This is a genomic window from Sphingomonas sp. ID1715, from assembly GCF_013044515.1.
Classification (GTDB): domain Bacteria; phylum Pseudomonadota; class Alphaproteobacteria; order Sphingomonadales; family Sphingomonadaceae; genus Sphingomonas_B.
On record NZ_JABEPR010000008.1, the window covers coordinates 1 to 25,087 of the forward strand.

The 25,087-nt window shown below is 63.6% G+C and carries 21 protein-coding genes and 1 pseudogene; 13 read left to right on the top strand and 9 right to left on the bottom strand.

Features of this window, described 5'->3' with window-relative positions:
• Positions 1 to 473 precede the first annotated feature (473 nt).
• The gene (locus tag HJG53_RS15830) at positions 474 to 2,780 is read left to right on the top strand and encodes a TonB-dependent receptor (RefSeq protein WP_171132312.1); all 2,307 of its coding nucleotides are present in this window, start codon (positions 474 to 476) and stop codon (positions 2,778 to 2,780) included.
• A 126-nt stretch (positions 2,781 to 2,906) separates the two neighbouring features.
• Here HJG53_RS15830 and HJG53_RS15835 read toward each other — a convergent pair whose 3' ends face one another.
• Positions 2,907 to 4,319 carry a Mu transposase C-terminal domain-containing protein gene (locus HJG53_RS15835; RefSeq protein ID WP_123152339.1) on the bottom strand — a complete coding sequence of 471 codons (1,413 nt, stop codon included), beginning with the start codon at positions 4,317 to 4,319 and terminating at the stop codon, positions 2,907 to 2,909.
• Between the two features lie 148 nt (positions 4,320 to 4,467).
• On the opposite strand from HJG53_RS15835, the gene HJG53_RS15840 reads away from it, so the two are divergent.
• From HJG53_RS15840 to HJG53_RS15855, 4 genes and pseudogenes are all read left to right on the top strand, one after another.
• Positions 4,468 to 5,064 carry a recombinase family protein gene (locus HJG53_RS15840; protein WP_048575153.1) on the top strand — a complete coding sequence of 199 codons (597 nt, stop codon included), beginning with the start codon at positions 4,468 to 4,470 and terminating at the stop codon, positions 5,062 to 5,064.
• Positions 5,065 to 5,129: 65 nt separating this feature from the next.
• A complete protein-coding gene (locus HJG53_RS15845; protein WP_223811145.1) occupies positions 5,130 to 6,479 on the top strand; it encodes a M1 family metallopeptidase in 1,350 nt (449 codons plus the stop codon).
• Positions 6,480 to 6,622: 143 nt separating this feature from the next.
• Positions 6,623 to 6,964, top strand: a pseudogene (locus HJG53_RS15850) (DUF4158 domain-containing protein); the annotation flags it as partial.
• A gap of 81 nt (positions 6,965 to 7,045) precedes the next feature.
• Positions 7,046 to 8,470: a transposase gene (locus HJG53_RS15855; RefSeq protein WP_021224445.1), complete on the top strand. Its 1,425-nt coding sequence runs from the start codon at positions 7,046 to 7,048 to the stop codon at positions 8,468 to 8,470.
• A gap of 6 nt (positions 8,471 to 8,476) precedes the next feature.
• Here the strand turns inward: HJG53_RS15855 and HJG53_RS15860 are convergent, their stop codons facing one another.
• Positions 8,477 to 9,043 carry a recombinase family protein gene (locus HJG53_RS15860; RefSeq protein WP_004212894.1) on the bottom strand — a complete coding sequence of 189 codons (567 nt, stop codon included), beginning with the start codon at positions 9,041 to 9,043 and terminating at the stop codon, positions 8,477 to 8,479.
• Positions 9,044 to 9,257: 214 nt separating this feature from the next.
• Here HJG53_RS15860 and HJG53_RS15865 point away from each other — a divergent pair, with 214 nt between their 5' ends.
• The 8 genes from HJG53_RS15865 to HJG53_RS15900 all read left to right on the top strand — a co-directional run bounded on the left by HJG53_RS15865 (position 9,258) and on the right by HJG53_RS15900 (position 16,538).
• Positions 9,258 to 9,641, top strand: a complete 384-nt coding sequence (locus tag HJG53_RS15865; protein ID WP_228222241.1) for a DUF305 domain-containing protein — start codon at positions 9,258 to 9,260, stop codon at positions 9,639 to 9,641.
• Position 9,642: 1 nt separating this feature from the next.
• The gene (locus tag HJG53_RS15870; protein ID WP_021224443.1) at positions 9,643 to 11,082 is read left to right on the top strand and encodes a YncE family protein; all 1,440 of its coding nucleotides are present in this window, start codon (positions 9,643 to 9,645) and stop codon (positions 11,080 to 11,082) included.
• 1 nt (position 11,083) lies between these two features.
• Positions 11,084 to 11,593: an RNA polymerase sigma factor gene (locus HJG53_RS15875; RefSeq protein ID WP_021224442.1), complete on the top strand. Its 510-nt coding sequence runs from the start codon at positions 11,084 to 11,086 to the stop codon at positions 11,591 to 11,593.
• Positions 11,590 to 12,360: an anti-sigma factor gene (locus tag HJG53_RS15880; RefSeq protein ID WP_021224441.1), complete on the top strand. Its 771-nt coding sequence runs from the start codon at positions 11,590 to 11,592 to the stop codon at positions 12,358 to 12,360. The genes HJG53_RS15875 and HJG53_RS15880 overlap by 4 nt, the downstream gene beginning before the upstream one ends.
• Positions 12,361 to 12,697: 337 nt before the next feature.
• Entirely contained in the window at positions 12,698 to 13,570 is an 873-nt protein-coding gene (locus tag HJG53_RS15885) for a LysR family transcriptional regulator (RefSeq protein ID WP_021224438.1), read from the top strand.
• On the top strand, positions 13,567 to 14,718 hold the full coding sequence (locus HJG53_RS15890) for a TDT family transporter (protein WP_021224437.1): 1,152 nt from the start codon (positions 13,567 to 13,569) through the stop codon (positions 14,716 to 14,718). Before HJG53_RS15885 ends, HJG53_RS15890 begins: the two co-directional genes overlap by 4 nt.
• An 89-nt stretch (positions 14,719 to 14,807) precedes the next feature.
• Positions 14,808 to 16,043: a molybdopterin-dependent oxidoreductase gene (locus tag HJG53_RS15895; RefSeq protein WP_021224436.1), complete on the top strand. Its 1,236-nt coding sequence runs from the start codon at positions 14,808 to 14,810 to the stop codon at positions 16,041 to 16,043.
• A 12-nt stretch (positions 16,044 to 16,055) separates the two neighbouring features.
• A complete protein-coding gene (locus tag HJG53_RS15900) occupies positions 16,056 to 16,538 on the top strand; it encodes a cytochrome c (protein WP_021224435.1) in 483 nt (160 codons plus the stop codon).
• Between the two features lie 130 nt (positions 16,539 to 16,668).
• Here HJG53_RS15900 and HJG53_RS15905 read toward each other — a convergent pair whose 3' ends face one another.
• From HJG53_RS15905 to HJG53_RS15935, 7 genes are read right to left on the bottom strand one after another with little or no spacing between them, the layout of a single operon-like run.
• A complete protein-coding gene (locus HJG53_RS15905) occupies positions 16,669 to 19,170 on the bottom strand; it encodes a heavy metal translocating P-type ATPase (protein WP_004212886.1) in 2,502 nt (833 codons plus the stop codon).
• Positions 19,167 to 19,775, bottom strand: coding sequence for a cation transporter (locus HJG53_RS15910; protein ID WP_004212885.1), 609 nt, complete (start codon positions 19,773 to 19,775; stop codon positions 19,167 to 19,169). The genes HJG53_RS15905 and HJG53_RS15910 overlap by 4 nt, the downstream gene beginning before the upstream one ends.
• Positions 19,772 to 20,458, bottom strand: a complete 687-nt coding sequence (locus tag HJG53_RS15915; RefSeq protein WP_004212882.1) for a ZIP family metal transporter — start codon at positions 20,456 to 20,458, stop codon at positions 19,772 to 19,774. The genes HJG53_RS15910 and HJG53_RS15915 overlap by 4 nt, the downstream gene beginning before the upstream one ends.
• 3 nt (positions 20,459 to 20,461) lie before the next feature.
• Positions 20,462 to 20,875, bottom strand: coding sequence for a hypothetical protein (locus tag HJG53_RS15920; protein ID WP_004212881.1), 414 nt, complete (start codon positions 20,873 to 20,875; stop codon positions 20,462 to 20,464).
• Between the two features lie 47 nt (positions 20,876 to 20,922).
• Entirely contained in the window at positions 20,923 to 21,300 is a 378-nt protein-coding gene (locus tag HJG53_RS15925) for a hypothetical protein (protein ID WP_009824022.1), read from the bottom strand.
• Complete coding sequence (locus HJG53_RS15930) at positions 21,297 to 21,785, bottom strand: SRPBCC domain-containing protein (protein ID WP_013849881.1); 489 nt, start codon at positions 21,783 to 21,785, stop codon at positions 21,297 to 21,299. The genes HJG53_RS15925 and HJG53_RS15930 overlap by 4 nt, the downstream gene beginning before the upstream one ends.
• A gap of 53 nt (positions 21,786 to 21,838) precedes the next feature.
• Positions 21,839 to 25,084 (bottom strand): efflux RND transporter permease subunit, encoded by a 3,246-nt coding sequence (locus HJG53_RS15935; RefSeq protein WP_004212878.1) that lies wholly within the window; start codon positions 25,082 to 25,084, stop codon positions 21,839 to 21,841.
• Between the last annotated feature and the right edge of the window lie 3 nt (positions 25,085 to 25,087).

Below are 25,087 nucleotides of genomic sequence, written 5' to 3' on the forward strand. Positions count from 1 at the left end.
TCGTGCCCTCGGCGCCCGCAAAACTGTAGGTCTCCGTCATCCCCGGTTGATCGCGGAAGCGAACGATTTCGGGAAGGCGATCCCATAGCGCCTTTGTCGGCAATCCTCTCTCCATGGCCATATCCTTAGTTATCTAACTATAATTGCGTATTACCGTACTCCAGTCAAGGGAAGGGCTTCCCATGCGAAGGGGCGCGCACTGAGCAACCATCCCCTCCCCTGTTTGCCCAAATAGGTAGCGGTTTTCCGTTGTCCTCGGTCACGATAGGTACGTTTTTAGGGCGGTACAGCCTATAGAGCACCTCCGACGGGACCGTCGCTATGGGCCGGAGCGACGCTGCTGGCCGGGTGCCCTGAATATGGCTTGCGTCGCGTTTCCTTTCATATATTACTTAGGTTCTAATCATTTTTGAAAAGCCGGCTTGCGAGCACGTCCACAGAAGGCGGCCGCCCGGAAGGAGAGGGATGAAAATATGAGACTAACTGCTCTCGCGCCGGTCACGCTTGCGACACTGCTGACCTTGTCCCAAGGCGCATACGCTCAATCACAGACCGCCCAACCAGCTCCGACGCCGCCTTCTGACGCCCCCGCGGCGCAAGACCCAAACGCTGAGGGCGACATCATCGTGACGGCGCAGAAGAAGTCGGAAAATCTTCGCGACGTCCCGATCGCGATCAGCGCGATCAAGGGACAGGATCTCACCGCCCGCGGCTTCACAACGTCGATGGATCTTCCAGATCTTGTTCCAGGTGTGCGCTCAACTACCCCGGGTGGCGGTGCTTATGTCACGACGATCATCCGTGGGGTCGGCCAGCAAGATATCGGGCGTCACCAGGAAGCACCGGTCGCCACCTATGTGGACGGAGCGTATGTCGGCCTCACGACCGCGCTGACTCAGCCGGTTTTCGACGTCGACCGTGTCGAGGTTCTCAAGGGGCCGCAAGGAACACTGTTCGGGCGCAATGCGACGGGTGGCCTTGTCCAATATATTACCCGAGCACCCAGCCAAGAGTTCGAGGCTTATGTCACGACCGAATATGGGAGCTACGACAAGTTCATGACGGAAGGGGCCGTCGGCGGCAGCCTTGGCGGTGACTGGTCAGGCCGTATCGCATATCATGCCGAAAAGGGTGGCGCATACATCCGCAATCCGATCGGGCCAGACCATAACGGCACAGATGTTCAAGCTGTCCGTGCGCAACTCCAGTATAAGCCCAGTAGCGATTTCCGGGCCCTGCTCAGCGTATATGCAGACCGTTTTCCGGACCAACCCGGCCCTGTCGCGAGCACGACGCGCGCGTTTATCGGGGCGAACGGTAAGCCGGTCGGCGTCACGCCCGGCAATTTTGCCGCGTATCAGAATTTCTGCCGCACGACAGTTGGGACAGTTCCGACCACTTATTCTCCACTCGGTGACTGCGCGGCATCACTGAAGAGCCCTTACAATGTGCCAGCCGCCAACTACCTAAAATTCAACGGAAAATATCTTAACGCCACCGCGACAATCGATTGGACGATTGGGTCCGGAATCAAGCTGACGTCGATCTCAAACTATCAGTACTCCGATCAACTCTACAACACCCAGCTTGCGAGCGGATTCCCGACAGCTATTTTAAATGTAAGCAATCCTGGGGACCGCCAATATTCCGAAGAGATCAGACTCTCCGGAAAGGTAAGTAATGTTGACTGGGTCGCCGGTCTTTATGGGTTGTGGATCAACAACCGTACCCGCGGAAATGCTAATCTAAACGATATACCGTTCTATGGAATCAATCTCAATGCGGCCCTGCATCTGAGAACCACGTCTTACGCTGGATTTGCGGAAGCCACCTACCACTTTAGCCCCAAGTTCAGTGTTATTGTCGGCGGCCGCGTAACCAGTGACCAGAAGCGTGGTGTCAATCAGTCCTCCTGCACGACCAATCCTACGATCCCGGTCAATATTTGCGCAGTGCTCGCAGGGGCGTCGCCGGTTCCGCTCGTGCAGTTCGTCGGATTCGACAAGTCAATATCAACGACATCCTGGTCAGGACGCATCGTTGCTCAATATAAACTCGATGAAAATGTCAATGTCTACGCTGGCGTAAACAGGGGCACAAAGGCAGGTGGGTTCAATACCGGTGCAAACGAGCTTTATCCCGTTTCCGTAGCCGAGTTCAAACCTGAGACGCTTGTGAACTATGAGGCCGGTGTTAAATCGAGAATGCTCAACGGAGTGCTCGATTTCAACGGTTCGATTTTCTATTACGATTACAAGAATCTACAAACCTTCTCGACCCAAAACTTTGCGCTCTACGTCTTTAACGTCGACGCATGGGTAAGGGGTGCCGAGTTCGACATGGTTATCCGCCCGATGCGCGGACTTAATTTTTCCGCATCCGCCAGTTATCTCGATTCAAAGGCCAAAAATGTTCCGGTTGGTGCGGGGTTTGCCGACTTTGTGCTCCCGAACGCGCCGAAATTCAGCTCGAACGTCTCGGCCCGCTACGAGTTCGACCTCGGCCCGGGCAAGGCTTCGATTTTCGGAAGCTACGCGAGGGTTGGCCGGCGGAGTACCTCGGCGGTTGATTACGCGATCGAAAATACACCTGCCTACAACAAAGTGGATTTCAGGCTCGGATACGAGCTTGATCGCGTCTCATTTGCTTTCAACATCCGAAATTTGACGAATGCACTTATCTATAATTCCGGTGTTCCTTCTGAGACTATAACTGGATCGGTGTTCAATTCAGTTCTTGCGCCAAGAACTTTTTCAGGATCCATATCTCTTAGATTGTGATCGATCTTCAATTGATCCCAATGGCGTCTGCGGATGATGGCGACTATGCTGCTAGAGGTTTGGTGTAGGCTCCTGGCGGTGCATTATTCACCTTGGTCTGGAAGGAGCCGATATAGGCGATATTGCCTACCCAAGCGTCACAATGACCGCGGCGGCACCCGCAAGCGGGCGCAAGATCGCGGGCAGATAGTCCGCAACGCGGGCCTTCCGCTCTCCGATCTCGCTCCGCAGGCGACGACGATAGGCGATGCGGGCGGCTTGCACGTCCTTGAGAGTGATACTCAGGCCGGCATGGTCGGGGCTGACGGCCCGGCACAGAAAGACGTTGCGATGGAATATCCGAACCTCGCCTACGTCGCGAGGATCGTAGCGGATCGTCACCGGCTCGCCGACATAGGCGGCGAGCGTAGGGTTGAAGTATCGCAGCCCCTCGAAACGGATGCCGTCGCGGTGGACGATGCGCGGCTTGGCGACCATGACCAGCAGCGCGTCCAGTTCCTCCAGCGTTTCCGGCATCCGGGACAGCCAGCCATCGCCGCGCCACGCATCGACGGGCGGTACGCCGATCGCCCTGTGCGGGCGGACGTTATAGGTCGCCACGATGTATGTGCCGATCGCAGCGTCCAGTTCGGGAAGCGTCAGGCGCGGGGGCGATACCGGTTTGCCGTTACGAAGATTGCCCGGCAGTTCCGCCAACAGTTCGGTGTTGATGGTGCGGAACAGCCGCTCGATCTTGCCGCGCCCCTGTGGACGCGCGACGGCAGAGTAGATCAGGCGGATACGCAGATCGGCCGCAGCCTGTTCGAGATGAAGGCTGGTGAAGTCCGATCCGTGATCGACGTACAGGACGTCGGGAATGCCGCATACCGGCCAGGTCGGATCGGCCTTGCGCCAAATCGCCTGTCGCAGCGCGAGCGACGTGTTGAGCGCGGAGGGCGCGCCGAGGAAAACCATGTAGCCTGCTATCACGCGCGAGTGATCGTCCAGCACCGTCGTCAGCCACGGCCGCACCGGGCGACCGCCGGCATCGAGGATCAGGATATCGAGCTGGGTGTGATCGGCTTGCCAGATCGCATTGGGGTGTTCGGCGCGGTGCCGATGCACCAACTCGAACTTGTCGCGGAAGGCGGCAGCACCTTCATGTGCCAAGGTCAGCATCGCCGGATCGATCCGCCGCACGATATCGCGCACGCTGCCATAGGACGGCATTCGCCATTGCCGTTCGCCGACGATGGCGGCGAGACGGCGATGGATGGTCACGATCGATGGCGGCGGTTTGAGCAGCGCCATGCCCTCGATCAGTTCGACTAGTTCTTTCGGGAAGGTACGCTTGCCGGCTTCGGGTCGGGTAGGACGCGCCAGCCCCGCCGGACCATCGGCGCGGTAGCGGGCGAGCCAGCGGCGAGCGGTGCGGAGCGAGATGCCGGCGTCGGTCGCGGCTTGGTCCAGCGGCACCGCATCATGGAGGTGCCGACGGAGCACAGCCATCCGTGGCGCGACTTCGGCACTTCCCGATTCCGACTTACGATCATCGGTCATGGTGATCTGCCCCGTCCGAAAGAGGATCGTTCAGCGGACGGTCGCCAGCTGACCTGTCGAGGCACGGGAAACCGCCAAAAGCCGAGTCTCATATAGATGGTACTATATCTTTTGCGTTGAGGGACCCCTTTACGTTACAGATTTCACCATGACACACACGCTGATCGGCTACGCCCGATGCTCCACCGACAAACAGGACCTTGCCGCCCAACAGGACGCGCTGGTCAAACTCGGCGTCGCGGCCAATCGCATCTACACCGACAAGGGCTTTACCGGGACGAACCGGACCCGCCCCGGTCTGGATCAGGCGCTCGCGGCGGTCCGAAGCGGCGACACGCTGGTGGTGCCCAAGCTCGACCGTCTTGCGCGGTCGGTGCCCGACGCGCGCGCGATCGGCGACGACCTCGCCATGCGGGGCGTAAAGCTACAGCTCGGGGCCAGTGTCCACGATCCGTCCGACCCGATGGGCAAGCTGTTCTTCAACATCCTCGCCACCTTCGCCGAGTTCGAGGCCGACCTGATCCGGATGCGGACCCGCGAAGGCATGGTGGTCGCACGTTCGAAAGGGAAGCTGCGCGGCAAGAAGCCCAAGCTGTCGGATCGCCAGCAGAAGGAGTTGCGCCGCATGTACGACACCGACGACTATTCGATCAGCGATCTCGCCGAGGTGTTCTCGATATCGCGGCCAACCGTGTATCGGACGCTTGGACGCCAATCTTCCGCGCCTGCGGCAAAGCCGGCGTGATCCTACCACGACCGCGCCTAGGTGTTGGCCCCATCGATAGAAGCTATGAGTATAAAGGGGCATCAGTGATCCGCAGAATGTTGGCGTCACCGTTAGCCGGGACGGCTCTGGGGTTGCTGTGCAGCCCTGCGTTCGCCGCCAACAGGCCTGGGGATGGATTCGAGGTAGCGAGCTACAGGCTCGCGCTTACCCCGGACATCGAGAACAGGACCGTCGCGGGACGTGAGAAGATCACGCTACGCGCGACGGTGGATGGCGTCCGGCGGCTGAATTTCTCCGCCAACACTCTCGGCATCGACAGTGCAACCCTCGATGGCGTGGCGCTCGCTCATACTGTGGAAGGCGATGTGCTCGGCTTCGATCTGCCCCGGCCGCTCCGGCGTGGACGCACGGTCAAGCTGGAGTTGTCCTATCATGGCCGCCCTGCACGTGGGTTCGCCGGCTCGGCGACGACGCTCTACACCAGCTATTTTGCCTGCGACTGGATGGTGTGTTCCCAGAACAAGTTCGGCGAGAAAGCGGCCTTCTCGCTCGATCTGCGTGTTCCGGCCGGGATGACCAGCCTGTCAGTCGGCAACATGATCGTGCGGCGACCGGGAGCGGACGGCAGCGAGATCCATACCTGGAAAGCGCCTCGGCCCTACTCGGCCTATCTTTACGGCTTTGCGGTGGGTCGACTCACGCGGGTCAGCGAACGGGTCGGATCAAAAAGGCTCACCTATCTGAGCAACACTGCCGACGCGGGCGAGCTGAAACGACGCTTGGCAGGGACAAAGGATATGGTCGCCTTTCTCTCCGCCAAGGCGGGCATGCCGCTTCCGGTTGCCGACTACAGCCAGCTTCTGGTCGAAGGCGATGAGGCGCAGGAGGCGGCGACATACTCCGTCCTCGGCAGCGATGCGCTGCCGAGGCAGCCAGATGATCCGTCGCAGGATTGGGCCATCGTACACGAACTTACCCATCAATGGTGGGGCAACCTGATCACATGCGAAACCCTCAAGGACTTCTGGCTGAACGAGGGCATCACGACATTCATGACGGCCGCATGGAAGCAGCATCGCTACGGTCGCGCCGCGTATGAAGCCGAACTCAATGAAGCCAGAAGCCGGTTTGAAAAGGCGCGAGCGATGGGTTTTGACAAGCCGCTGGCTTGGAACGGCACCTACCCGACATTGGGCGTCCGACGCGCGATCCAATACAGCAAGGGCGCGCTGTTCATGGCGCAGCTCCGGGTCACGCTCGGCGATGCCGCGTTCTGGTCTGGCCTGCGCCGCTACACCCGTGACCATGCGGGCGGCACGGTCACCAGCATAGACCTAAAGCGGGCGATGGAGGAAGCGAGCGGCCGGGACTTGCGTCCGCTGTTCGCCGAATGGGTGTTCGGCGAGGGCCTTTCGGAAGGGCAGTCGCAATAGCTTGGCCGTGATGACATTTACCGCTGACAGAACCATGCCAATTAGCTCTGACATCCACACATAAGATTGGGCTATTGTGTATCTTAACCAGCATCTCAATCAAGCTATCTCAAACCGTAGCTCGGAAAGAATAAGGAGCATGTATGCCGCGTCGCGTGACCCTGACCGATCGACAGCGCGAGGCGCTGCTTCACTTGCCGGTCGATCAAGGTGAGCTGCTGCGGCACTATACCCTCAGCGATGAGGATCTCGGGCATATCCGCCAGCGCCGGCGCGCCCACAATCGTTTTGGCTTCGCGCTGCAACTGTGCGTCCTGCGCTACCCGGGCCGGGTGCTCGCTCCTGGCGAGTTGATCCCGGCGCAGGTATCGGATTTCATCGCGGCCCAGCTCGGCCTGACCAGCGACGATCTACTCCTCTATGCCGCGCGCGAGGAGACCCGGCACGAGCATCTGGCGGACCTTCGCCGAATCTACGGCTATCGCTCGGGGCTGTTGAAAAAAGGCCGGGTGATCCGATCGCGTTCCTAACGGGTTCCCTGCTTCGACACATCGGGAGCAGCGGCCATGATGGGTGAGCAACAGCGAGGCGGCAAGGGCGCAAGCTGGCGGGCGCTGGGAGCGATGATCCCCGCCGATCATATGCTGCACAGGATAGACGGGCTGATCGACCTGGGTGAACTGCGCGATGCGCTCGCGCCGCACTACAGTTGCCGTGGGCGTCCCTCGATCGCGCCTGAATTGCTGGTCCGCATGGCGCTGATCGCTCGCCTCTATGGCATCACGTCGGAGCGCCGTCTGTGTGAGGAAGTCCGCTTCAACCTCGCCTATCGCTGGTTCTGCCGATTGCCGCTCAACGCGCCGGTGCCGCACCACTCGACGTTTAGCAAGAACCGGCATGGCCGCTTCCGCGATGCTAGCATCTTCCGCATCCTGTTCGAGCAGACGGTGCGGCGCTGCGCCGATGCGGGGCTGATCGCCCACAAGGATGCCGCAATCGATGCATCGTTCGTCGCGGCCGATGCGAGCTGGCAGCGCAAGATGCGGGACGCCGACATGGCCGCGCCCCGGCTTCCCCGCCCGGTTTGTGAATGGCTGGCGGATCAGGCCAATGCTCCACCGCAGGAACATGGCGTACCGCGTGGCAAACCGGCCGAGGTGTCACGCACCGATCCGGCGTCGGCATGGTCGGCGCGCACGGCGCGGGGCCGGTTCGGCTATGCCTTCAATGTCCTGATTGACACGCCGGGAGGGGTGGCGATCGACGTGGAGGCCAGTCCCGCCCGCTTCGCCGCGGAAGTCGATGCGGGGCGGACCATGCTGGCACGGGCCGACAATCGGTTCGGCTATCGGCCAAAGCGTGTCGCGGCCGACACCGCCTATGGCAGCGCTGCGTTCCTGGCGTTCGTCACCGATCGCGGCACCATCCCGCATATCCCGGTGCTGGAACGATCCGAACAGACCAAGGGCAAATTCCCCCGCGAAGCCTTCCGCTATGAGCGGGAGCAGGACCGCTATGTCTGCCCCGCTGGGAAGATACTGCCCTTTCGCGGTGCCGATCGTCGGGCGGGCTTTCTCCGATACAGCGCCAGTCCTGCCGATTGCCGCGCCTGTCACCTCAAACGGAAATGCACCGCAGGCAGCAACAGGTCGGTCACGCACAGCGAATATGAGGACGTGCGTGAGATGGTGCGCGGCGAGATGCAGACGCCGCTATTCAAGCGGTCGATGCGGCTGCGCCGGGGTGTCGAGCGGGTGTTCGCCGATGCCAAAGGCAAGCGAGGGCTGACCCGCCTGCACCTTCGCGGACTGCGCGGTGCCGAAGAAGAGTTTCTGTTGGGCGCGGCCATTGCCAATCTCGTGCTGTTAGCCCGCACCGACGCAAGACCGGCCCGGAACCGTCGCCCGCCCCCGGTGCCGGAACGCATCGAGCGCATGGCCCGGATCAGCCGTGGCCGGTTCGAGCAATCCTACTACGCGACGATCTTCTGACGCCGGTTAGCCGGGTTCGCGCTCGGCCGCAGGGAAGTGGCGATAGAAGGTAGAACGGCCGACCTGGAGCAGCTTCGCGACCTTCGCCGGTTTGTCGCCAGCCTTGAGCAGCTTGCGGGCGGTATCGAGCATGTCAGGCGTCATGACCGACTTGCGGCCTCCGCCCGTGCCGCCCTTGGCCCGTGCCGCTGCCAAACCGGCAATCGTCCGTTCCTTTATCAGTTCGCGCTCCATCTCCGCGACAGAAGCGAGGATATGGAACAGCAGACGGCCCGATGGGGTTGCCGTGTCGAACCCGTCCGTCAGGGACCGGAAATCAATCTTCCGAGCGGACAAGTCCGCCGCCAGTTCGATCAGGCCCCCGATCGATCGGCCAAGGCGATCGAGCTTCCATATCACCAGCGTGTCACCGGCCCGCACGAAATTGAGAGCTTCGGTCAGACCGGGACGGTTCAGCTTCGCGCCGCTCACCTTGTCGGTGAACAGCTTTTCACAGCCAGCCTTGGTCAGCGCATCGGTTTGTAGCGTCAGGTCCTGGTCGGAGGTCGAGACACGCGCATAACCAACCAGCATGAGTCCCGTTATCCCATCTCAAACAGCGAATTTCGGGACTCATATTTCGGGAACATATTTTGGGAAAGCCCCGGCGGGCATACAGCGGATTTTTGTGTCGGTCACGGTCGTCCCGTTGGAGGTTCCCAATCGGGAAGGCTGATAACCGGCTCACCCATGGAATAAACCCGGACGAGCGTCGTCTATGCTTTCAGGACTGATGCGCCGGAGGCTTATGCGTAGACGATATTGGATGCTCGGTCTGACTGCTTCGGCCCTGCTCACAGGCGCAGTCGCGGCCGCCCCTGCCGGTGGTTACGCCAGCATGGTGGCTGCCGCGATGGACCGGATGATGGCGGGCATGATGGTCAAGCCGTCCGGCAACGTCGACCGCGACTTCGTCACGATGATGCTCCCGCATCATCAGGGTGCGATCGATATGGCAGTGGCGGAGCTGCGCTACGGCCATAACGAGCAGCTCAAGCGCATCGCGCAGGAGATCATCATCGATCAGCAGCAGGAGATTGCCGCTATGAAGTTGGCGATCGGTCAGCCGCTACCGCCTTCGACGCCGGCCCCGACGCAGGGCGGCGACCACCACAGCCCTATGGAGCACTGACATGATCCGGACCATCCTGCGCTCGGCCGCCTTGCTGATGAGCGCCGCACCGGGCCTCGCCATGGCGCAGCAGGCGCCGTGGAACGCCAAGGACATGCCCGTCAGCCACCGCGACCGCGTCTATGCGTCCGAACAATTCTCCAACACGGTGTCGGTGACGGACCCTGCCGACAACCGGCTGCTCGGCGTCATCAAGCTCGGCGATCCGCAGCCGATGAACTTCTCCCCGCTCTACAAGGGACAAGTGCTGGTCCACGGCCTGGGCTTCTCGCCGGACGGGAAGACCTTGGCGGTCGTGTCGATCGGATCGAATGCCGTGTCGTGGATCGACACCGCCACCAACACGGTCAAACACACGACCTATGTCGGGCGCAGTCCGCACGAGGCGTTCTTCACGCCGGACGGAAAGGAGGTCTGGGTCACCGTTCGCGGCGAGGACTATATCGCCGTGCTCGATCCCGCGACGTACAAGGAAACCGGCCGCATCAAGACGCCCGGTGGTCCGGGTATGACGATCTTCTCGCCCGATGGGCGATACGGCTATGTCTGTTCCTCGTTCAATCCGGTGCTGGCCGTGTTCGATGTCGCAACCCACGCACAGGTCGGACAGGTGGCGCAGCCGAGCCCATTCTGCCCCAACATCGCCGCGACGCCGGACGGCAAGCAGGCGTGGTTTACGCTAAAGGACATCGGCAAGACGGTCGCATTCGATGCCAGGCCACCCTTCACAATCCTCAAGGTGCTGGATACCGGGCCGATCACCAATCACGTCAACTTCGCCCGCACGGCCAAGGGGCAGTTCGCCTATGTGACGGTCGGCGGGGAGAATGCGGTGAAGGTGTTCCGCACGTCCGACTTCACGCTGGTGGCAACCATTCCAGTCGGCAAGATGCCGCACGGTGTCTGGCCGTCCGGCGACGGTCGGCGCATCTATGTCGGGCTGGAGAATGCCGATGAGCTGGCCGCGATCGACACCGCTGGCAACACGGTCGTCGCTACCGTGCCGGTCGGACAGGCACCGCAGGCGATCGCCTATGTGCCGAACGCTGTTCCGACAGGCCCCGGCACCGACAATCTCCAGCCGCTCGGCACGGCCGGCAAGGCGTTGCATCTGACTATGGGGCCGATCGGCGGCAAGGGTGCGGCAAGCAGCATCACCCTCTTCGACCAAGGCATCATTCAGGTCGTGCAGAGTGCCGTTACCGGTTTGCAGCCCAAGAAGCCCTACATGCTCGTGCTGACCGCCAACGCGGATGGTAGCGGCGCTGTAGAGCCGCTTGCCAACTTCATGAGCAACCCGGCGGGTGCGGCGATCGTCAACGCGTCGGGTCCGATCCGGCAGATCGTTCAAGGCAGCACCGCGACGCCCCGCCGTTTTCTGGCGGTCGCTGAGGTGGTGAACGGCGCGCCGGGACGCATCGTGCAGGTACAGCGCGACTGACATGGACCCGCTTGCCGCCGCGATCGAGCCCCTGATCCCCGGTCTGCGCCGCTATGCCCGGTCGTGGTTGCGCGATCGGGCAATGGCAGATGACGTGGTGCAGGATTGTCTCGAGCGCGCGGTCGGGCGCTGGCGACAACGACGCGGGGCGGAGGTGCGCCCATGGGTCTATACGATCCTGCACAATCTGTTGGTCGACCATCAGCGGCAGCATAGCCGGCGAGGCACAGCGGTTCCGCTCCACCTCGTGGACGACGCCACGCTCGGCCGTCCGGCCGATCAGGAAACAGGCCTACACCACCGCGACCTGCTGCGCGCCCTTGATGCGTTGCCCGAGGAGCAGCGAACGGTGCTGCTCCTCGTATCGGTCGAGGGCCTGCCCTATGCGGAGGTCGCTGCCGTTGTCGGCGTGCCGCTGGGCACGGTGATGTCGCGCATATCCCGGGCGCGCGACCGACTGGCGACCCTCCTCCGGGAGGGTGAACGGCCGCGATTGAGGAGCGTGCAATGACCAGCCCGATCGGCGAGGACGATCTGGCCGCATGGATCGATGGCAGGCTGTCGCCCGAGCGGCAGCGCCTGGTCGATGCCTATCTTGAAGGCCAGCCGGACCTGCATGCCCGTTTGCGGGAACAGGCGGAGCAGGCGCGAGCCCTTGCATCCCTGTTTGCCCCGATCGCGGATGAACCGATCCCGGCGACGATGCGCGTCGCAGCCATCAGGGGGCGGCAACGTCAGCCGCGATGGCAATTCGCCATCGCCGCGTCACTTCTGCTGGCGGTCGGGTTTGGCGGTGGTTGGTCGAGCGCGAAGTGGAGCGGTGAACCCCGCGCAGGCATCGCGGCGCTGGCCAACGAGGCGAGTGACAATTTCCGTGTCTATGCCGCCGACCGGATACGACCGGCGGAGATCGGTCCGGATCAGCGCGCCATGCTGATCCGATGGACCTCCGCCCGTTTGGGTGAGCGCGTCACCATCCCGGACCTCAGCACAGCCGGCTATCGCTATGGTGGGGGGCGACTGGTCGCGACGCCTCACGGCCCTGCGGCACTGCTCCTCTACGACGGACCGCAAGCGTCGAAACTCGCGGTGCTGACGAGGCCTATGCAGATCGACAAGACTGCGAGCATGACCAGCACGTCCAGCGGGACCATGGGCCGGGTCACATGGGCAGTCGACGGGATCGGCTATAGTGTGGTGGGCGAGCGGCCTGCGGCCGAGCTGCATCCGATTGCCGATGAAGTCCGGCGGCAGGCCGATGCGGCGCTGGTGTCCTGATAGCGCCCTTGCTGCTCCTCAGCGCCGACAGGCACCGGGCGGGCCAGCGCGATCAGGGCTTGCGCTCGGCATCCTTCCTGGCGGCCTCGGCCGGCGTCAGGCGGGCTCGCTCGCGGATGTGGCGTTCCAGCGGCGCGCCGACGAACAGGACGAGCATCGCAAGGATCACCCCGCCAGTGATGAGCGGTCATGGACGATCAAACGTCGCAGGCCCGCCTAACGCTCCAAGTCTTCGAGACCATCGCAGACGAAAGGCTGCCGATCATTCCGATATCCAGATTGGAATGACCATATCAAACGGTTGGTCGTATCGATCTAAGTACGCGATATATGCTGCATGACCCTGGAGCAGCTCAGAATCTTCGTCGGTGTCGCGGAGCGCGAACACGTCACCAAGGCAGCGGAGGTGCTGAACGTCACGCAGTCCGCTGCCTCCGGCGCGATTGCTGCCCTCGAAGCGCGCTACGGGGTTCCTCTGTTTCACCGCGTCGGGCGTGGCATCCAGCTGACCGAAGCAGGCCGCGGCTTTCTGGAGGAAGCGCGCGCGGTGCTGGGGCGGGCAGCGCATGCCGAGACGATGCTGGCGGACTATGCCGGGCTTGCCCGTGGTTCATTGCGGATCGTCGCCAGCCAGACGATCGCGAGCTACTGGTTGCCGGCAAAGCTAGCCGCCTTCCACGAACGCCACCCGCAGATCGCGGTCGAACTGGCGATCGACAACACCGAAGGTGCGGCAGCGCAGGTCCTGAGCGGCGCGGCGGAGCTCGGTTTCGTCGAGGGCGAGGTGGACGAACCGGCGCTCGCCCACTGGCATGTCGGGCGTGATCCGATGGTGCTGGTCGGCCGCGAGGACACCGGGCGCGTCGACGAGGACTGGCTGCGCACTGAACGCTGGATCGTCCGTGAGCTGGGATCGGGTACGCGCTCGACCTTCGAGGACGTGCTGCGAACGCGCGGGTTTGATCCGGCCCAGCTGACGATAGCGATGACGCTGCCGTCCAACGAGGCGGTGCGCACCGCCGTCGAGGCGGGTGCCGGCGTTGCCGTCTTGTCGCGATTGGTCGTCGCGCGCGCGCTCAAGGCCGGTGACCTTGTCGAGCTGCCGCTCGGGCTGCCCGACCGCGCCTTTCACGCGCTGCGCCACAAGGAACGCTATCGCACCCGCGCGGCCGACGCGCTGACGGACCTCATCAAGGAGCAGGTCGCATGACTGCCGACACGCACTCCGTTCTCAGCGGCCTCAAGCCGCTCAGCCGGCTCGATCATCCCCGCGAGATGATTCGTCAGTTCACGCCCAACTGGTTCGCCGCGACGATGGGCACCGGTATCCTCGCGCTCGCGCTGCCGCAGGTGCCCGGCATCGGGCCTTCGCTTAAACCCGTCGGCGAGGTGTTGTGGTTCTTCAATATCGCACTCTTCGCGCTGTTCGCCGGCCTTTATGGCGCGCGCTGGGTGATGTTCGGGCACGAGGCGCGGCGCATCTTCGGGCATAACACCGTGTCGATGTTCATCGGCACCATCCCGATGGGCCTCGCGACGATCATCAACGGCTGCCTCGCCTTCGGCATCGCACGGTTCGGGAATGGCATCGTACCGGTCGCACACGTCCTGTGGTGGATCGACGCCGCCATGTCGCTCGCCTGTGGCGTGCTGATCCCGTACATGATGTTCACCCGTCACGAGCACAGCCTGGACGGCATGACCGCGGTATGGTTGCTGCCGGTCGTCGCTGCCGAAGTGGCGGGCGCCAGCGGCGGGCTGCTCGCGCCGCATCTGGCCGATCCTCACGCGCAGCTCGTCACGCTTGCGACCTCCTATGTGCTGTGGGCCTATTCGGTGCCGGTCGCGTTCGGCATCCTCGCCATCCTCATCCTGCGCATGGCGCTCCACAAACTGCCGCAGGAGAGCATGGCGGCGTCCTCCTGGCTGGCGCTGGGACCGATCGGCACGGGTGCTCTGGGCATGCTGGTGCTCGGGGCGGACGCGCCGGCTATCCTCGCGGCGCACGGGCTGGCCGGTATCGGTGCCGTCGCGCAAGGGATCGGCGTTGTGGCCGGACTCTGCCTGTGGGGCTTCGGCCTGTGGTGGCTGGCGCTCGCGACGCTCATCACCATCCGCTACTGGCGCGCCGGCGTCCCGTTCAACCTGGGCTGGTGGGGCTATACCTTTCCGCTCGGCGTCTACACCGTCGCCACCTTACGCCTAGGCACGACGCTGAACCTCGGTTTCTTCGGTTTCGTCGGCACGGTGCTGACAGTCGCGCTTGCGGCGATGTGGCTGCTCGTCGGCGCCAAGACGCTGGCCGGCGCATGGCGCGGCAACCTGTTCGTCTCACCCTGCATCGCCACCCCGAACTGATCCGCCATGATGATCGGATCAGTCGGTCCGATCACTTGCGAAACGCCCCTTCGATCCGCCAGCGTGGCTGGCCACAGGAGAGCCTTGTCATGGACAATTTCGACGCCGAACTGGCGAGTGAGACCAGCCGTCGCCGCTTTCTCAGGCATGCCGCGCTCGGTACCGCCGGCCTTGCCGCCGCGCCGGCACTGGCGCAGCAGCTCGTCGACCTGAAGCTGCCTGGCGGCAATGCCGAACGGCCGATGACCAGCGCCTTTCCCGGCAAGGGCAGCATGATCCTCCAGCGTGTCCATCCGCCCTTGCTGGAAACGCCGATGGACGTGTTCGACAAGTCGGTGTTCACGCCCAACGACCAGTTCTTCGTCCGCTGGCACTGGGCCGACATCCCGACCTCGATCGATGTCGAGACTTTCCGCCTCAACGTCTTCGGCCACGTCAACCGACCGCTGTCGATCAGCCTCGCCCAGCTGCTGCGCCTGCCGCGGGTCGAGATGGCGGCGGTCAACCAATGCTCGGGAAACAGCCGTGGGCTGTTCCAGCCACGTGTTGCCGGCGCGCAATGGGGCAACGGCGCGATGGGCAATGCCAAATGGCTCGGTGTGCGCCTGCGCGACGTGCTCGACCTCGCCGGGGTCAAGACAGGCGCGGTGCAGGTGCGCTTCGGTGCGCTCGATCAACCGGTCGTGGCGGGCGCCCCTGACTTTGAGAAGGCGCTCGACATCGACCATGCCCGCGACGGCGAAGTGATGATCGCCTTCGGCATGAACGGCGAGCAGCTGCCGCTCCTCAATGGCTTTCCCTGCCGGCTGATCGTGCCGGGCTGGTACTCGACCTATTGGGTCAAGATGCTGAACTCGATCGAGGTACTGCCCGGCCCCGACGACCAGTATTGGATGGCCAAGGCCTACAAGATCCCCGCGACGCCGGGCGCGAATGTCGCGCCCGGCGCCAGAGACTTCCCGACTGTCCCCATCAACCGCATGATCCCGCGCAGCTGGATGACCAGCCTGCCCGATGGCCAGACGATAGCCTATGAGGCATCGATCCCGGTCGGCGGCATCGCGATGGGCGGCGACTGCGGCGTCGCCAAGGTCGATGTATCGTCGGACGGAGGCCGCACCTGGTACAGGACGACGCTCGGAGCGGACGAGGGCAGGTACAGCTTCCGTCGGTGGGATGGTCGCGTGCCGCTGCGACGCGGTGCCAACCCGATCATGGTGCGCTGCTGGAACACCAACGGTGTCGCCCAGCCGATGAAGCCGATCTGGAACCCGGGCGGGTTCATGCGCGGCAATATCGAGACCACCACCATCATCGCGGCCTGAGGAGCGAGTAGCATGAAGACCCCGTCTCCCGGCATCATGGCCGCTGGCCTGATCGGCCTGACCGGCATTATCCTCGTCTCGATCGGGGCGCCGAGCAGCCGCAAGGCGCCTGCCCCGATCTCCGAGACATCCGAGCCGGCACCGCCCACCAGCGTCTCAGCCCGCGGCTTTTCGCTCGCCTCGACCAGCGTCGACCTGCCGGTCGATGACGCTACCTACCCCGATGGTCCGCACGCCGACGTCATCAACGCCAACTGCACTTCGTGCCACTCGGCCAGCATGGCGCTAACTCAGCCTGCGCTATCGGCGGACCAGTGGAAGGCGACCGTCACCAAGATGCGTGAGGTGTACAAGGCGCCGGTGGCCGAGAAGGACGTTGACGCGATCGTTGCTTATCTCACCGCTATGCCGAGCCAGAAAGCGGCACCCGCAACCGGCAAGGCACAGGATCCCGACCCCAAGGTGGCTCCTGATGTCTCAGGTGGAACCGGATAAGCAAACCTCTCGCATAATCTAAAAAGGCGATTTCGACAGACGATCGGCAGCCTTCAGTAGGACTTTTTCAACAGCCACGGCCGCTTGCTCTCGGCAAGCGTGCCGTCGAGGTCGAAGGCGATCAGCCACTTCATGCCGCCTTCCCTGCCGGATCGCGGTAGGCGAGCAGCCTGAGCGCATTGATGACGACGAGCAGCGTCGATCCCTCATGAACCGCCACCGCTGGCCCAATGCCGAGGCCGAGGATGGTAGCAGGCACCAGGAAGGCGACGACACCCAGGCTGACGAAGACGTTCTGCCGGATGATTCCACGGGTATGGCGGCTAAGACCGACTGCGAATGGCAGGTGCGCCAGATCGTCGGCCATCAGCGCCACGTCGGCTGTCTCCAGCGCAACGTCCGACCCCGCCGCGCCCATCGCGATGCCGACCGTGGCGCTTGCCATCGCCGGCGCATCGTTCACGCCGTCGCCCACCATCGCGACCTTGTCTTCGCCGGCGAGCTTCTTGATCGCGGCAACCTTGTCTTCGGGCATGAGGTCGCCCCACGCTTCGTCGATCCCGACTTCGTCGGCGATCGCTTCGGCGACTTTCTGGTGATCGCCGGAGATCATTATCATCCGCGACACGCCCATCTCGTGCAGCCGACGCAACGCGGTCTTGGCAGCTTCGCGAGGCGTGTCCATCAGGCCGATCGCGCCCAGGTCGCGGTCCCCCTTGCGGACCACCATTGTCGTGCGGCCGTTCTCGCGCAGCTTCGCGATTGCGTCCTGCGCGCCCTGCCCCAGCGCCGGAATGCCCTCACTTCCGAACATCTCGGCCTTGCCGATCCACACCGTCTCGCCATCCACGCTCGCGGTGACGCCCCGACCGGTCAGGCTCTTGAGGTCGCCGGCAGTCGGCACGGCACGATCGTTCAGACGTTCGCGGCCGTCCTTGACGATCGCTTGGGCCAGGGGATGGTCGCTCAACGCTTCGACGGCGACAGCCAGCGCCAGCAACTCGCCTTCATCGGCGCCATCGACGGGCACGACATCAGTGATGCGCGGACGACCTTCGGTCAGCGTGCCCGTCTTGTCGAAAGCGATCGCTTTGAGCGACCCGAGGTTTTCGAGCGGTGCACCGCCCTTCACGAGCACGCCGCCCCGCGCTGCACGGGCAACGCCCGACAGGACCGCGCTCGGCGTTGCGATCGCGAGCGCGCACGGGCTTGCCGCCACCAGCACCGCCATCGCGCGATAGAAGCTGTCGCGGAACGGCTCGTCGACGACCACCCATGCGAACAGCAGGAGCACTGACAGGACCAGGACGGCGGGCACGAAGATCCGTTCGAACCGGTCGGTGAAGCGCTGCGTCGGCGACTTCTGCGTCTCCGCTTCGCTCACCATCTTCACGACCTTGGCAAGCGCGCTTTCATTGGAACGGCGTGTCACCTCGATCTCGATCGCGCCGCCGCCGTTGATCGTACCAGCAAAAACCCGGCTTTCCGCGTCGACTGCATCGGGCTTGGCGCGTGCCGCTGCGGCATCTGCGACCGGCACCTTGTCGACCGGGATGCTTTCACCCGTGACCGGGGCCTGGTTGATCGCGCTGGTGCCCTTGATGACGAAGCCGTCGGCAGGCAGGCGCTCGTTCGGGCGGACGATGGCAATGTCCCCGACGACCATCTGCTCGACCGGGATTTCGCTGGTCTGCCCGCCGCGTCGCACGGTCGCGGTTTCGGGCGCGAGCTTCGCCAGCGCCTCGATCGCCTTCTTGGCGCGGCCCATTGCATAATGCTCAAGCGCATGGCCGAGGCTGAACAGGAACAGCAGCAGCGCACCTTCGGCCCATGCGCCCAGCGCAGCGGCGCCGGCCGCAGCGACCAACATCAGCGTGTCGATCTCGAACTTCTTCATCCGGAGGTTGTCGATCGCCTCGCGCAGCGTGAAGAATCCGCCGAAGAAATAGGCTGCGATATAGCAGGCGGTCGGCAGCCATTCGGGCGCGCCAGCGACCAGCCTCTCGATCGCGTAGCCGATCCCCAGCAGCGCGCCACAGGCGAGCGCGAAGATCAGCTCGGTATTGGGGCCGAGAAATTCGGCGTGGCTATGGTCGTGGCCATCGCCGGGGCCGTGCTTCTCTTCGCCCGCGCCGTGGCCCCCGGGGCCGTGGTCGTGGCCGGCATGTTCATCGGCAGCGACCCGCTTGCCCACCCTCACCTTCAGCTTGCGAAGCGCAGCGCGCACCTCCTCTTCGGTGGTTTCGCGGCGATCATATTCGACCCGGACAGACCCGCTGGTGCTGGCGCTTGCCTGGACCACGCCGGGCAAGGCGCACAGCGCATCGCTGACCGTGCGCGCCCGACGTTCGTGGTTGATCCCCGTCACCTGCCAGATCGCATGGCCGTAGCGCTCGGTGATTTCGGCACCTGCGGCGCGCACCATTTCGCGCAACCGTGGCAGCGGCAGCTTGGCGGCATCGAAATGGATGCACAGCGCCGCTGGCGTGTTGCCGTCGAGACAGATCACATGCGCCCGCTCGACACCTTCGCGCTTTGACAGGGTTGATACGAGACGGTCCAGGCAGGCATCGGCCGCGTCAGGAAGGTCCGGCAACAACACTGGAATGTCGAGTTCGAGCTTGTCGTTCATGACGACCTCCTTTCGCTTTTCTTGGTTTCGGCGCGCGCGTCGCGCAGGATTTCGACACCGCCCTTGATGGCGATGATGGCGGTGGCGAAGCCGACCAGCAGGTCCGGCCAATTGGTACCCAACCACAGCACCAGCACGCCGGCGATCAGGATGCCGCCGTTGGAAATGAAGTCGTTGAAGCTGAAGGTGGTTGCGGCCCGGAGATTGACGTCCGGATCCTTGAGGCGCTGGAGCAGCCGCAGGCAGAGGTAATTCACGACGCCGGCGATCGCGGACATGACCATCATGGTAGGTCCGATGGGCTCGCTGCCCTGCACGTAGCGCCGTCCGACATCGATCAAGATGCCGCCCGCGAAGATCAGCAGCATGACGCCCGAAGCGACCGCGGCGCGTGTCTTCCATGTCTGGCCCCGGGTGAGCGCCACAAGGCTCAGCGCATACACAGCCGTATCGGACAGGTTGTCGACGCCGTTGGCGATCAGCGCGCTCGAATCCGCGAAGAAGCCGGAAACGAAGAAGCCCGCAGCGATCGCCGCGTTCAGCAGCAGGACGATCCACAGTGTGCGGCGCTCCTGCCCGCCATTGTTGTCGTTGCCCGGGATCATCCCATCATCTCCTCAAGTGTCAGCAGGGCCAGGAAGCCGACGAAAAACATCGAGCTGATGAGCGGGGTGTCGGGTTTCTCGTGCGCCTCGACCAGCAACTCCTCCGTGACGAGGTAGAGCAGCGCCATCAGCCCGAAGCTGAGGAAGCCGGCGATCATCACCGGCGACAGCGCGGCGACCGGCACGGCAGCGAGCGCGCCGATCGGCAGCAGCAGGGCCAATGCCGAGACGATCACGATGATGCGCAAGCGCGAGCGATAGGTTTCCGCCAGCTCGTCGGTCAGCGTCAGTCCCAGAAATAACACTTCCAGAGTGAGCGCGATCGTCAGCAGGAGACCTGCCTTCTCGCCCGCCACGAAAGCGAGGCCGAGCACCAGGCCGTCGACCAGAATGTCGATGCCGATCGCGGCGAGTAGCGCCATCGGCCCCTTGAAGCGGGCCTCAAGAGCCTTGAGCCCCAGCATGGTCGCGACGCCCGCCGCCCCGCCGATCAACGTCGCGCTGGGCGATGCCTCATGCTTGACCTGCGGCAGGATTTCGGTCGCTGCCGCCGCGAACACGACGCCGGCAGCGAGATGCTGTAGGCCCGCCACGAGGCCAGGTTTCAACTTGGTGCGGCTCGCGACAATCGCGCCGAGCACGACCGCCAGCACAGGCGCAAGCGTATAGAGCAGTGCCTGCATTTCCTAGGACTCCTCCGGGGTTCGGTGGCAGACGCGGATCTTCCCGCGTCGCGTGAACGCGATCGATCCGCCCGCCACGACAGCCCGCGAATGGTCGCCGCGAAACTCGTCACCGGTTCGCTGCGCGCGCAGGATCTCGGTCCTGCCCTTCGGCAGCCAGGTGACGGCCATTTTCAAGCCGTCATCGATGAAGTCGACATCGGCGCGTGTGCCGTCGTCGCAGTACATGATGCGCTGCGCGATTAGTTTCGACGTCAGATGCTTTTCATGCGCCGGCTCGGTAGGCTGGGTCGGCGCTGGATTACACGCCCCTATAACCGCCCCGGAGACGAGAACGACGCCGAGGCGCGCGATCGCCAGACCGGCCCGATTCAGGCCGCACAAGGTTGTCACATTTGAAATCGACGTGTCAGACATCGGTCTCTTCCGACGAAGCGCCCTGTGGCGTTCGAAGGCAGGGCAGTTCATCGCGTGCCTTCCTGCTCGCAGATCCGGGTACGGCCATCGCCTTCCACGATGGTGAGCTGCGACCCCTTGAAGGTCGCGGTGGCTGTTTCGCCGACATATTGCAGGCCCTGCGCTGGCGCGGTCAGCATCATCGGCGGTCCCCCGTTGGAGCGCCGCAAATCGATCTGCAGGCCGTTGTCCTTGTAATCGACGAACAGCGGTTCCCCGTCGGAACAGCGATATCTATGCCGCCCCATTTCCCCGGTCGCCACGGCGCTGTCGGACGAATGGATCTGCTGCTCCGTTGGCGGGGCTGGCGGCTTTCTTTCCGAGCACGCCGCGAGCCCGACAACGAGGATGACGGCGGGCAGCACCCGCTTACAGTGCATCATCATCGCGCCTTCCTCCTGCAGCGGAAGGGGACGCGCTGACGATTGATAGCCCGGGCAGGCTGACCTACCCGCCAGCGGAGATAGGTTGCGAGGCGATCGTCAGATTCGACCATCAGGGATCGCAGGCGGCGCAACATCATCGCCGCGAACGGCAGGGAGAGCGCCCCGCGCAGCGTGCAGCTATGCGTTAGCCTGGTGCCGCCATCGTCCCCCGCCAGCTCGTACCGCTCTTCGAGCGTGAACAGATAGGGGATGCCGCAGGACCAAGCGAAGGCGTGCGGTTTATCGAATCGATCAATCCGTGCTGGCGTCCGAATTGGCCGGGTGATGCCCTGGATCGCAAAGGTGCATTCTGTGTCGCCGAGCCGGGACGGATCATCGAGAAATACGAGCGGACTCCACGCCCGGCGATGATCCGGATCGGTGAGTGCCGACCAGATGCGCAGTGGCCCGCCGTGAAGCATCGAGCTGGTTATGGTGCGAGGCATATCCCCATCTCCCAGAGATGGGCGGGGCGATCGCGGATCGCCCCGCCCATCCATCAGGCCAAGTTGTTCACGAAGGTCTGACCGTGGTCGTCCCCTTCATGCTCCTCATTGTAGTGCTCGGGTTTCTCGATCACTTTCTGCCCGAACCGGGCATAGAGTGTCGGCAGCACGAACAGCGTAAGAAGCGTCGCCGAGATCAGACCGCCGATGACGACCGTCGCCAAAGGCTTTTGAACCTCTGCGCCGGCGCCTTCGCCCAGCGCCATCGGCACGAAGCCGAGGCTGGCGACTAGCGCGGTCATGATGACGGGTCGCAGACGCTGCATCGCGCCAACATGCGCGGCTTCCTCGCGGCTCATCCCTGATCGGATCAGATCTTGGATCGAGCTGACCATGACGAGGCCGTTGAGGACCGCGATGCCCGAGAGGGCGATGAAGCCCACTGCCGCCGAGATCGAGAAGTCCATGCCCCGCAGGAACAGCAACAGGACGCCGCCCACCAGCGCGAAAGGCACGCCGGTGAACACGATCGCGGCGTCGCGGACCGATCCCAACGCCCCGTAGAGGAGCAGCAGGATCAAAATGAAGCAAGCCGGAATGACCAGCTTCAGCCGTTCGCTTGCCGATTGGAGGTTCTCGAACTGGCCGCCCCATTCGAGATAGGTGCCGGCAGGCAGCCGGAGTTGGCTGCCGATCGCCGCCTGCGCATCCGCCACGACGGATCCGACGTCGCGGCCACGCACGTTGGCTTGCACCACCACGCGCCGCTTGCCGTTCTCGCGGCTGATCTGGTTCGGACCATCGACCACCTTGATCTCGGCGACGCTGGACAGCGGTACATAGCCGCCGCCTGCCACCGGCACCTGCACCTGTTGGAGCAGGCCGATGTCGGCACGCTGCGCCTCCGACAGGCGGATCACCACGGGGAAGCGACGGTCGCCCTCGAAGATCTGGCCCGATGTTCGCCCGCCGATCGTCGCAGTCACGGTGTCCTGCACATCCTGAGCCGTAACGCCCAACCGCGCCATCGCGTCGCGGTTGACGCGAATGTCGAGCATGGGAAGACCGGTCGTCTGCTCCACCTTCACGTCCGCTGCGCCTTGCGTTCTGCGCAGCACCGCCGCGATTTGCTCGGCCGTCCGGTTCATCTGGTTGAAGTCGTCCCCGAACACCTTCACCGCGATGTCGCCGCGCACGCCGGCGATCAGCTCGTTGAAGCGCATCTGGATGGGCTGGGTGATCTCGTAGGCATTTCCCGGAATCTTCGCGAGATTACCCTCGATCCGGCTGACCAGCTCCTCCTTGGGAAGCTCAGGATCCGGCCAATCCTTGCGCGGCTTCAGGATGACGAACATGTCGGTCGCGTTCGGCGGCATCGGGTCGGCCGCCAGCTCGGCGGTGCCCGTCTTGGAATAGACGAATTGCACCTCCGGCTGCTTCGACATCATCCGCTCGATCGGCACCTGCATCGCCTGGCTCTGCTGGACCGACGTTGCCGGAATGCGGAGCGACTGGATCAGCAAATCGCCTTCGTCGAGCTGCGGCAGGAACACCGAGCCGAGCGTAGTGAAAGCAAGCGCCGCCACCACAAGGCTTCCCACACCCGCACCGATCGTCAGCGTCGGGCGCTTCATGGCCCGGTCGAGACCGGGTTCGTAGCGCTTCTTCAGCCACGTGATGATGCGGCCGTCCTTCTCCTCGACCTTCTTCGACAGCCAGATCGCAATCATCGCCGGCACGAAGGTGAGAGAGAGGATGAAGGCGAAGGCGAGCGCGATGATGACGGTCAGCGCCATCGGTCCGAACGTTTTACCCTCCACGCCGGTCAGCGTGAGCAGCGGTACGTAGACGAGGATGATGATTGCCTGCCCGTACACAGAGGGACGGATCATCTCACGCGCAGCGGCTGCCACGGTCGCGAGCCGTTCCTTGACGCTGAGCAATCGGCCTTCATGATGCTGTTGCTCGGCAAGCCGGCGCAGCGCGTTTTCGACAATGATGACGGCGCCGTCGACGATCAGACCGAAGTCCAAAGCCCCAAGGCTCATCAGATTGGCCGAGACCCCAGCGCGCAGCATACCAAAGCCTGTCAGCATCATGGTGATCGGGATGACCAACGCCGCGATCAGGGCCGCACGGAAGTTGCCGAGCAGCAGGAAGAGCACGACGATGACCAGCACCGCGCCTTCGGACAGGTTTTTCGCGACCGTCTTGATCGTCGAATTGACCAGCTCGGTGCGGTTCAGCACCGGCTGAATTACGACGTCAGGAGGCAGCGAAGCGTTGATCGTCTTCAGTTTCTCAGCGACCGCGGTCGACACGATGCGGCTGTTCTCGCCGATCCGCATGATCGCCGTGCCGACGACGACTTCGGTACCGTTCTCCGATGCCGAACCCATGCGGATCGCCTGACCCGTCTTCACAGTCGCAACTTGTTCGACCGTGATCGGCACGCCGTTACGTGTCGCGATCACGGTCCTGGCCAACTCGCTGGCATTGCGAACGAGCGCATCCGAGCGAACAGCCAGACCTTCGCCATTGCGATTGACGAAGCCACCGCCGACGCTGGTGTTATTGCGCTCCAGCGCATTTCCCAGGTCCGTCAGCGTGATGCCGAGCGAGGCCAGCTTCTGCACGTCGGGCACGACGAGGAACTGCTTGGCGTAACCGCCAATCGAGTCGACACCGGCGAGGCCCGGTGTGGTCTTCAGAAGCGGCGTCACGATCCAGTCCTGCGCGGTGCGCAGGTAGGTCGCCTTGTCCTCTTCGGTCGTCAGTCGCTCGCCCTCTGGCGTGATGTAGCTGCCATCGGGCTGTTGGCCCGGTTCACCGGGCTTGTGCTTGTCGTCCTCGCGATGATCGAGACGAACGGTGTACATGTACACCTCGCCCAGGCCTGTCGCGATCGGACCCATTTCAGGGTTCACGCCGTCGGGCAGATTCTCTTGCACGCCCCGCAGACGCTCGCCCACCTGCTGGCGGGCGAAATAGATGTCCGTCGCGTCCGAAAAGACCGCCGTGATCTGCGCGAAGCCGTTGCGGCTCAACGAGCGCGTATATTCCAGGCCGGGGGTGCCGGCGAGCGCGGTTTCGATTGGAAACGACACCTGCTTCTCGACCAGCTCGGGCGAGAGGGCAGGCGCGCGGACGTTGATCTGGACCTGATTGTTGGTGATGTCCGGCACCGCGTCGATCGGTAGCCGGTAGAGGGAAAAGGCGCCGATGGCGGCGACGATGACGGTGAGGAGCAGGACTAGCCAGCGCTTCTCGACCGCCCAGGTTACGATACGGGCGATCATGGC

Excerpts from the sequence above, each read along its gene's own strand:
- HJG53_RS15830 (WP_171132312.1), top strand. The coding sequence starts at position 474 with ATGAGACTAACTGCTCTCGCGCCGGTCACGCTTGCGACACTGCTGACC.
- HJG53_RS15890 (WP_021224437.1), top strand. The coding sequence starts at position 13,567 with ATGACTGCCGACACGCACTCCGTTCTCAGCGGCCTCAAGCCGCTCAGC.
- HJG53_RS15835 (WP_123152339.1), bottom strand. The coding sequence starts at position 4,319 with ATGACCGATGATCGTAAGTCGGAATCGGGAAGTGCCGAAGTCGCGCCA.
- HJG53_RS15925 (WP_009824022.1), bottom strand. The coding sequence starts at position 21,300 with ATGATGATGCACTGTAAGCGGGTGCTGCCCGCCGTCATCCTCGTTGTC.
- HJG53_RS15935 (WP_004212878.1), bottom strand. The coding sequence starts at position 25,084 with ATGATCGCCCGTATCGTAACCTGGGCGGTCGAGAAGCGCTGGCTAGTC.
- HJG53_RS15840 (WP_048575153.1), top strand. The coding sequence starts at position 4,468 with ATGACACACACGCTGATCGGCTACGCCCGATGCTCCACCGACAAACAG.
- HJG53_RS15910 (WP_004212885.1), bottom strand. The coding sequence starts at position 19,775 with ATGATCCCGGGCAACGACAACAATGGCGGGCAGGAGCGCCGCACACTG.
- HJG53_RS15860 (WP_004212894.1), bottom strand. The coding sequence starts at position 9,043 with ATGCTGGTTGGTTATGCGCGTGTCTCGACCTCCGACCAGGACCTGACG.
- HJG53_RS15875 (WP_021224442.1), top strand. The coding sequence starts at position 11,084 with ATGGACCCGCTTGCCGCCGCGATCGAGCCCCTGATCCCCGGTCTGCGC.
- HJG53_RS15930 (WP_013849881.1), bottom strand. The coding sequence starts at position 21,785 with ATGCCTCGCACCATAACCAGCTCGATGCTTCACGGCGGGCCACTGCGC.
- HJG53_RS15865 (WP_228222241.1), top strand. The coding sequence starts at position 9,258 with ATGCGTAGACGATATTGGATGCTCGGTCTGACTGCTTCGGCCCTGCTC.
- HJG53_RS15900 (WP_021224435.1), top strand. The coding sequence starts at position 16,056 with ATGAAGACCCCGTCTCCCGGCATCATGGCCGCTGGCCTGATCGGCCTG.
- HJG53_RS15895 (WP_021224436.1), top strand. The coding sequence starts at position 14,808 with ATGGACAATTTCGACGCCGAACTGGCGAGTGAGACCAGCCGTCGCCGC.
- HJG53_RS15870 (WP_021224443.1), top strand. The coding sequence starts at position 9,643 with ATGATCCGGACCATCCTGCGCTCGGCCGCCTTGCTGATGAGCGCCGCA.
- HJG53_RS15880 (WP_021224441.1), top strand. The coding sequence starts at position 11,590 with ATGACCAGCCCGATCGGCGAGGACGATCTGGCCGCATGGATCGATGGC.
- HJG53_RS15915 (WP_004212882.1), bottom strand. The coding sequence starts at position 20,458 with ATGCAGGCACTGCTCTATACGCTTGCGCCTGTGCTGGCGGTCGTGCTC.
- HJG53_RS15885 (WP_021224438.1), top strand. The coding sequence starts at position 12,698 with ATGACCCTGGAGCAGCTCAGAATCTTCGTCGGTGTCGCGGAGCGCGAA.
- HJG53_RS15920 (WP_004212881.1), bottom strand. The coding sequence starts at position 20,875 with ATGTCTGACACGTCGATTTCAAATGTGACAACCTTGTGCGGCCTGAAT.
- HJG53_RS15905 (WP_004212886.1), bottom strand. The coding sequence starts at position 19,170 with ATGAACGACAAGCTCGAACTCGACATTCCAGTGTTGTTGCCGGACCTT.
- HJG53_RS15855 (WP_021224445.1), top strand. The coding sequence starts at position 7,046 with ATGATGGGTGAGCAACAGCGAGGCGGCAAGGGCGCAAGCTGGCGGGCG.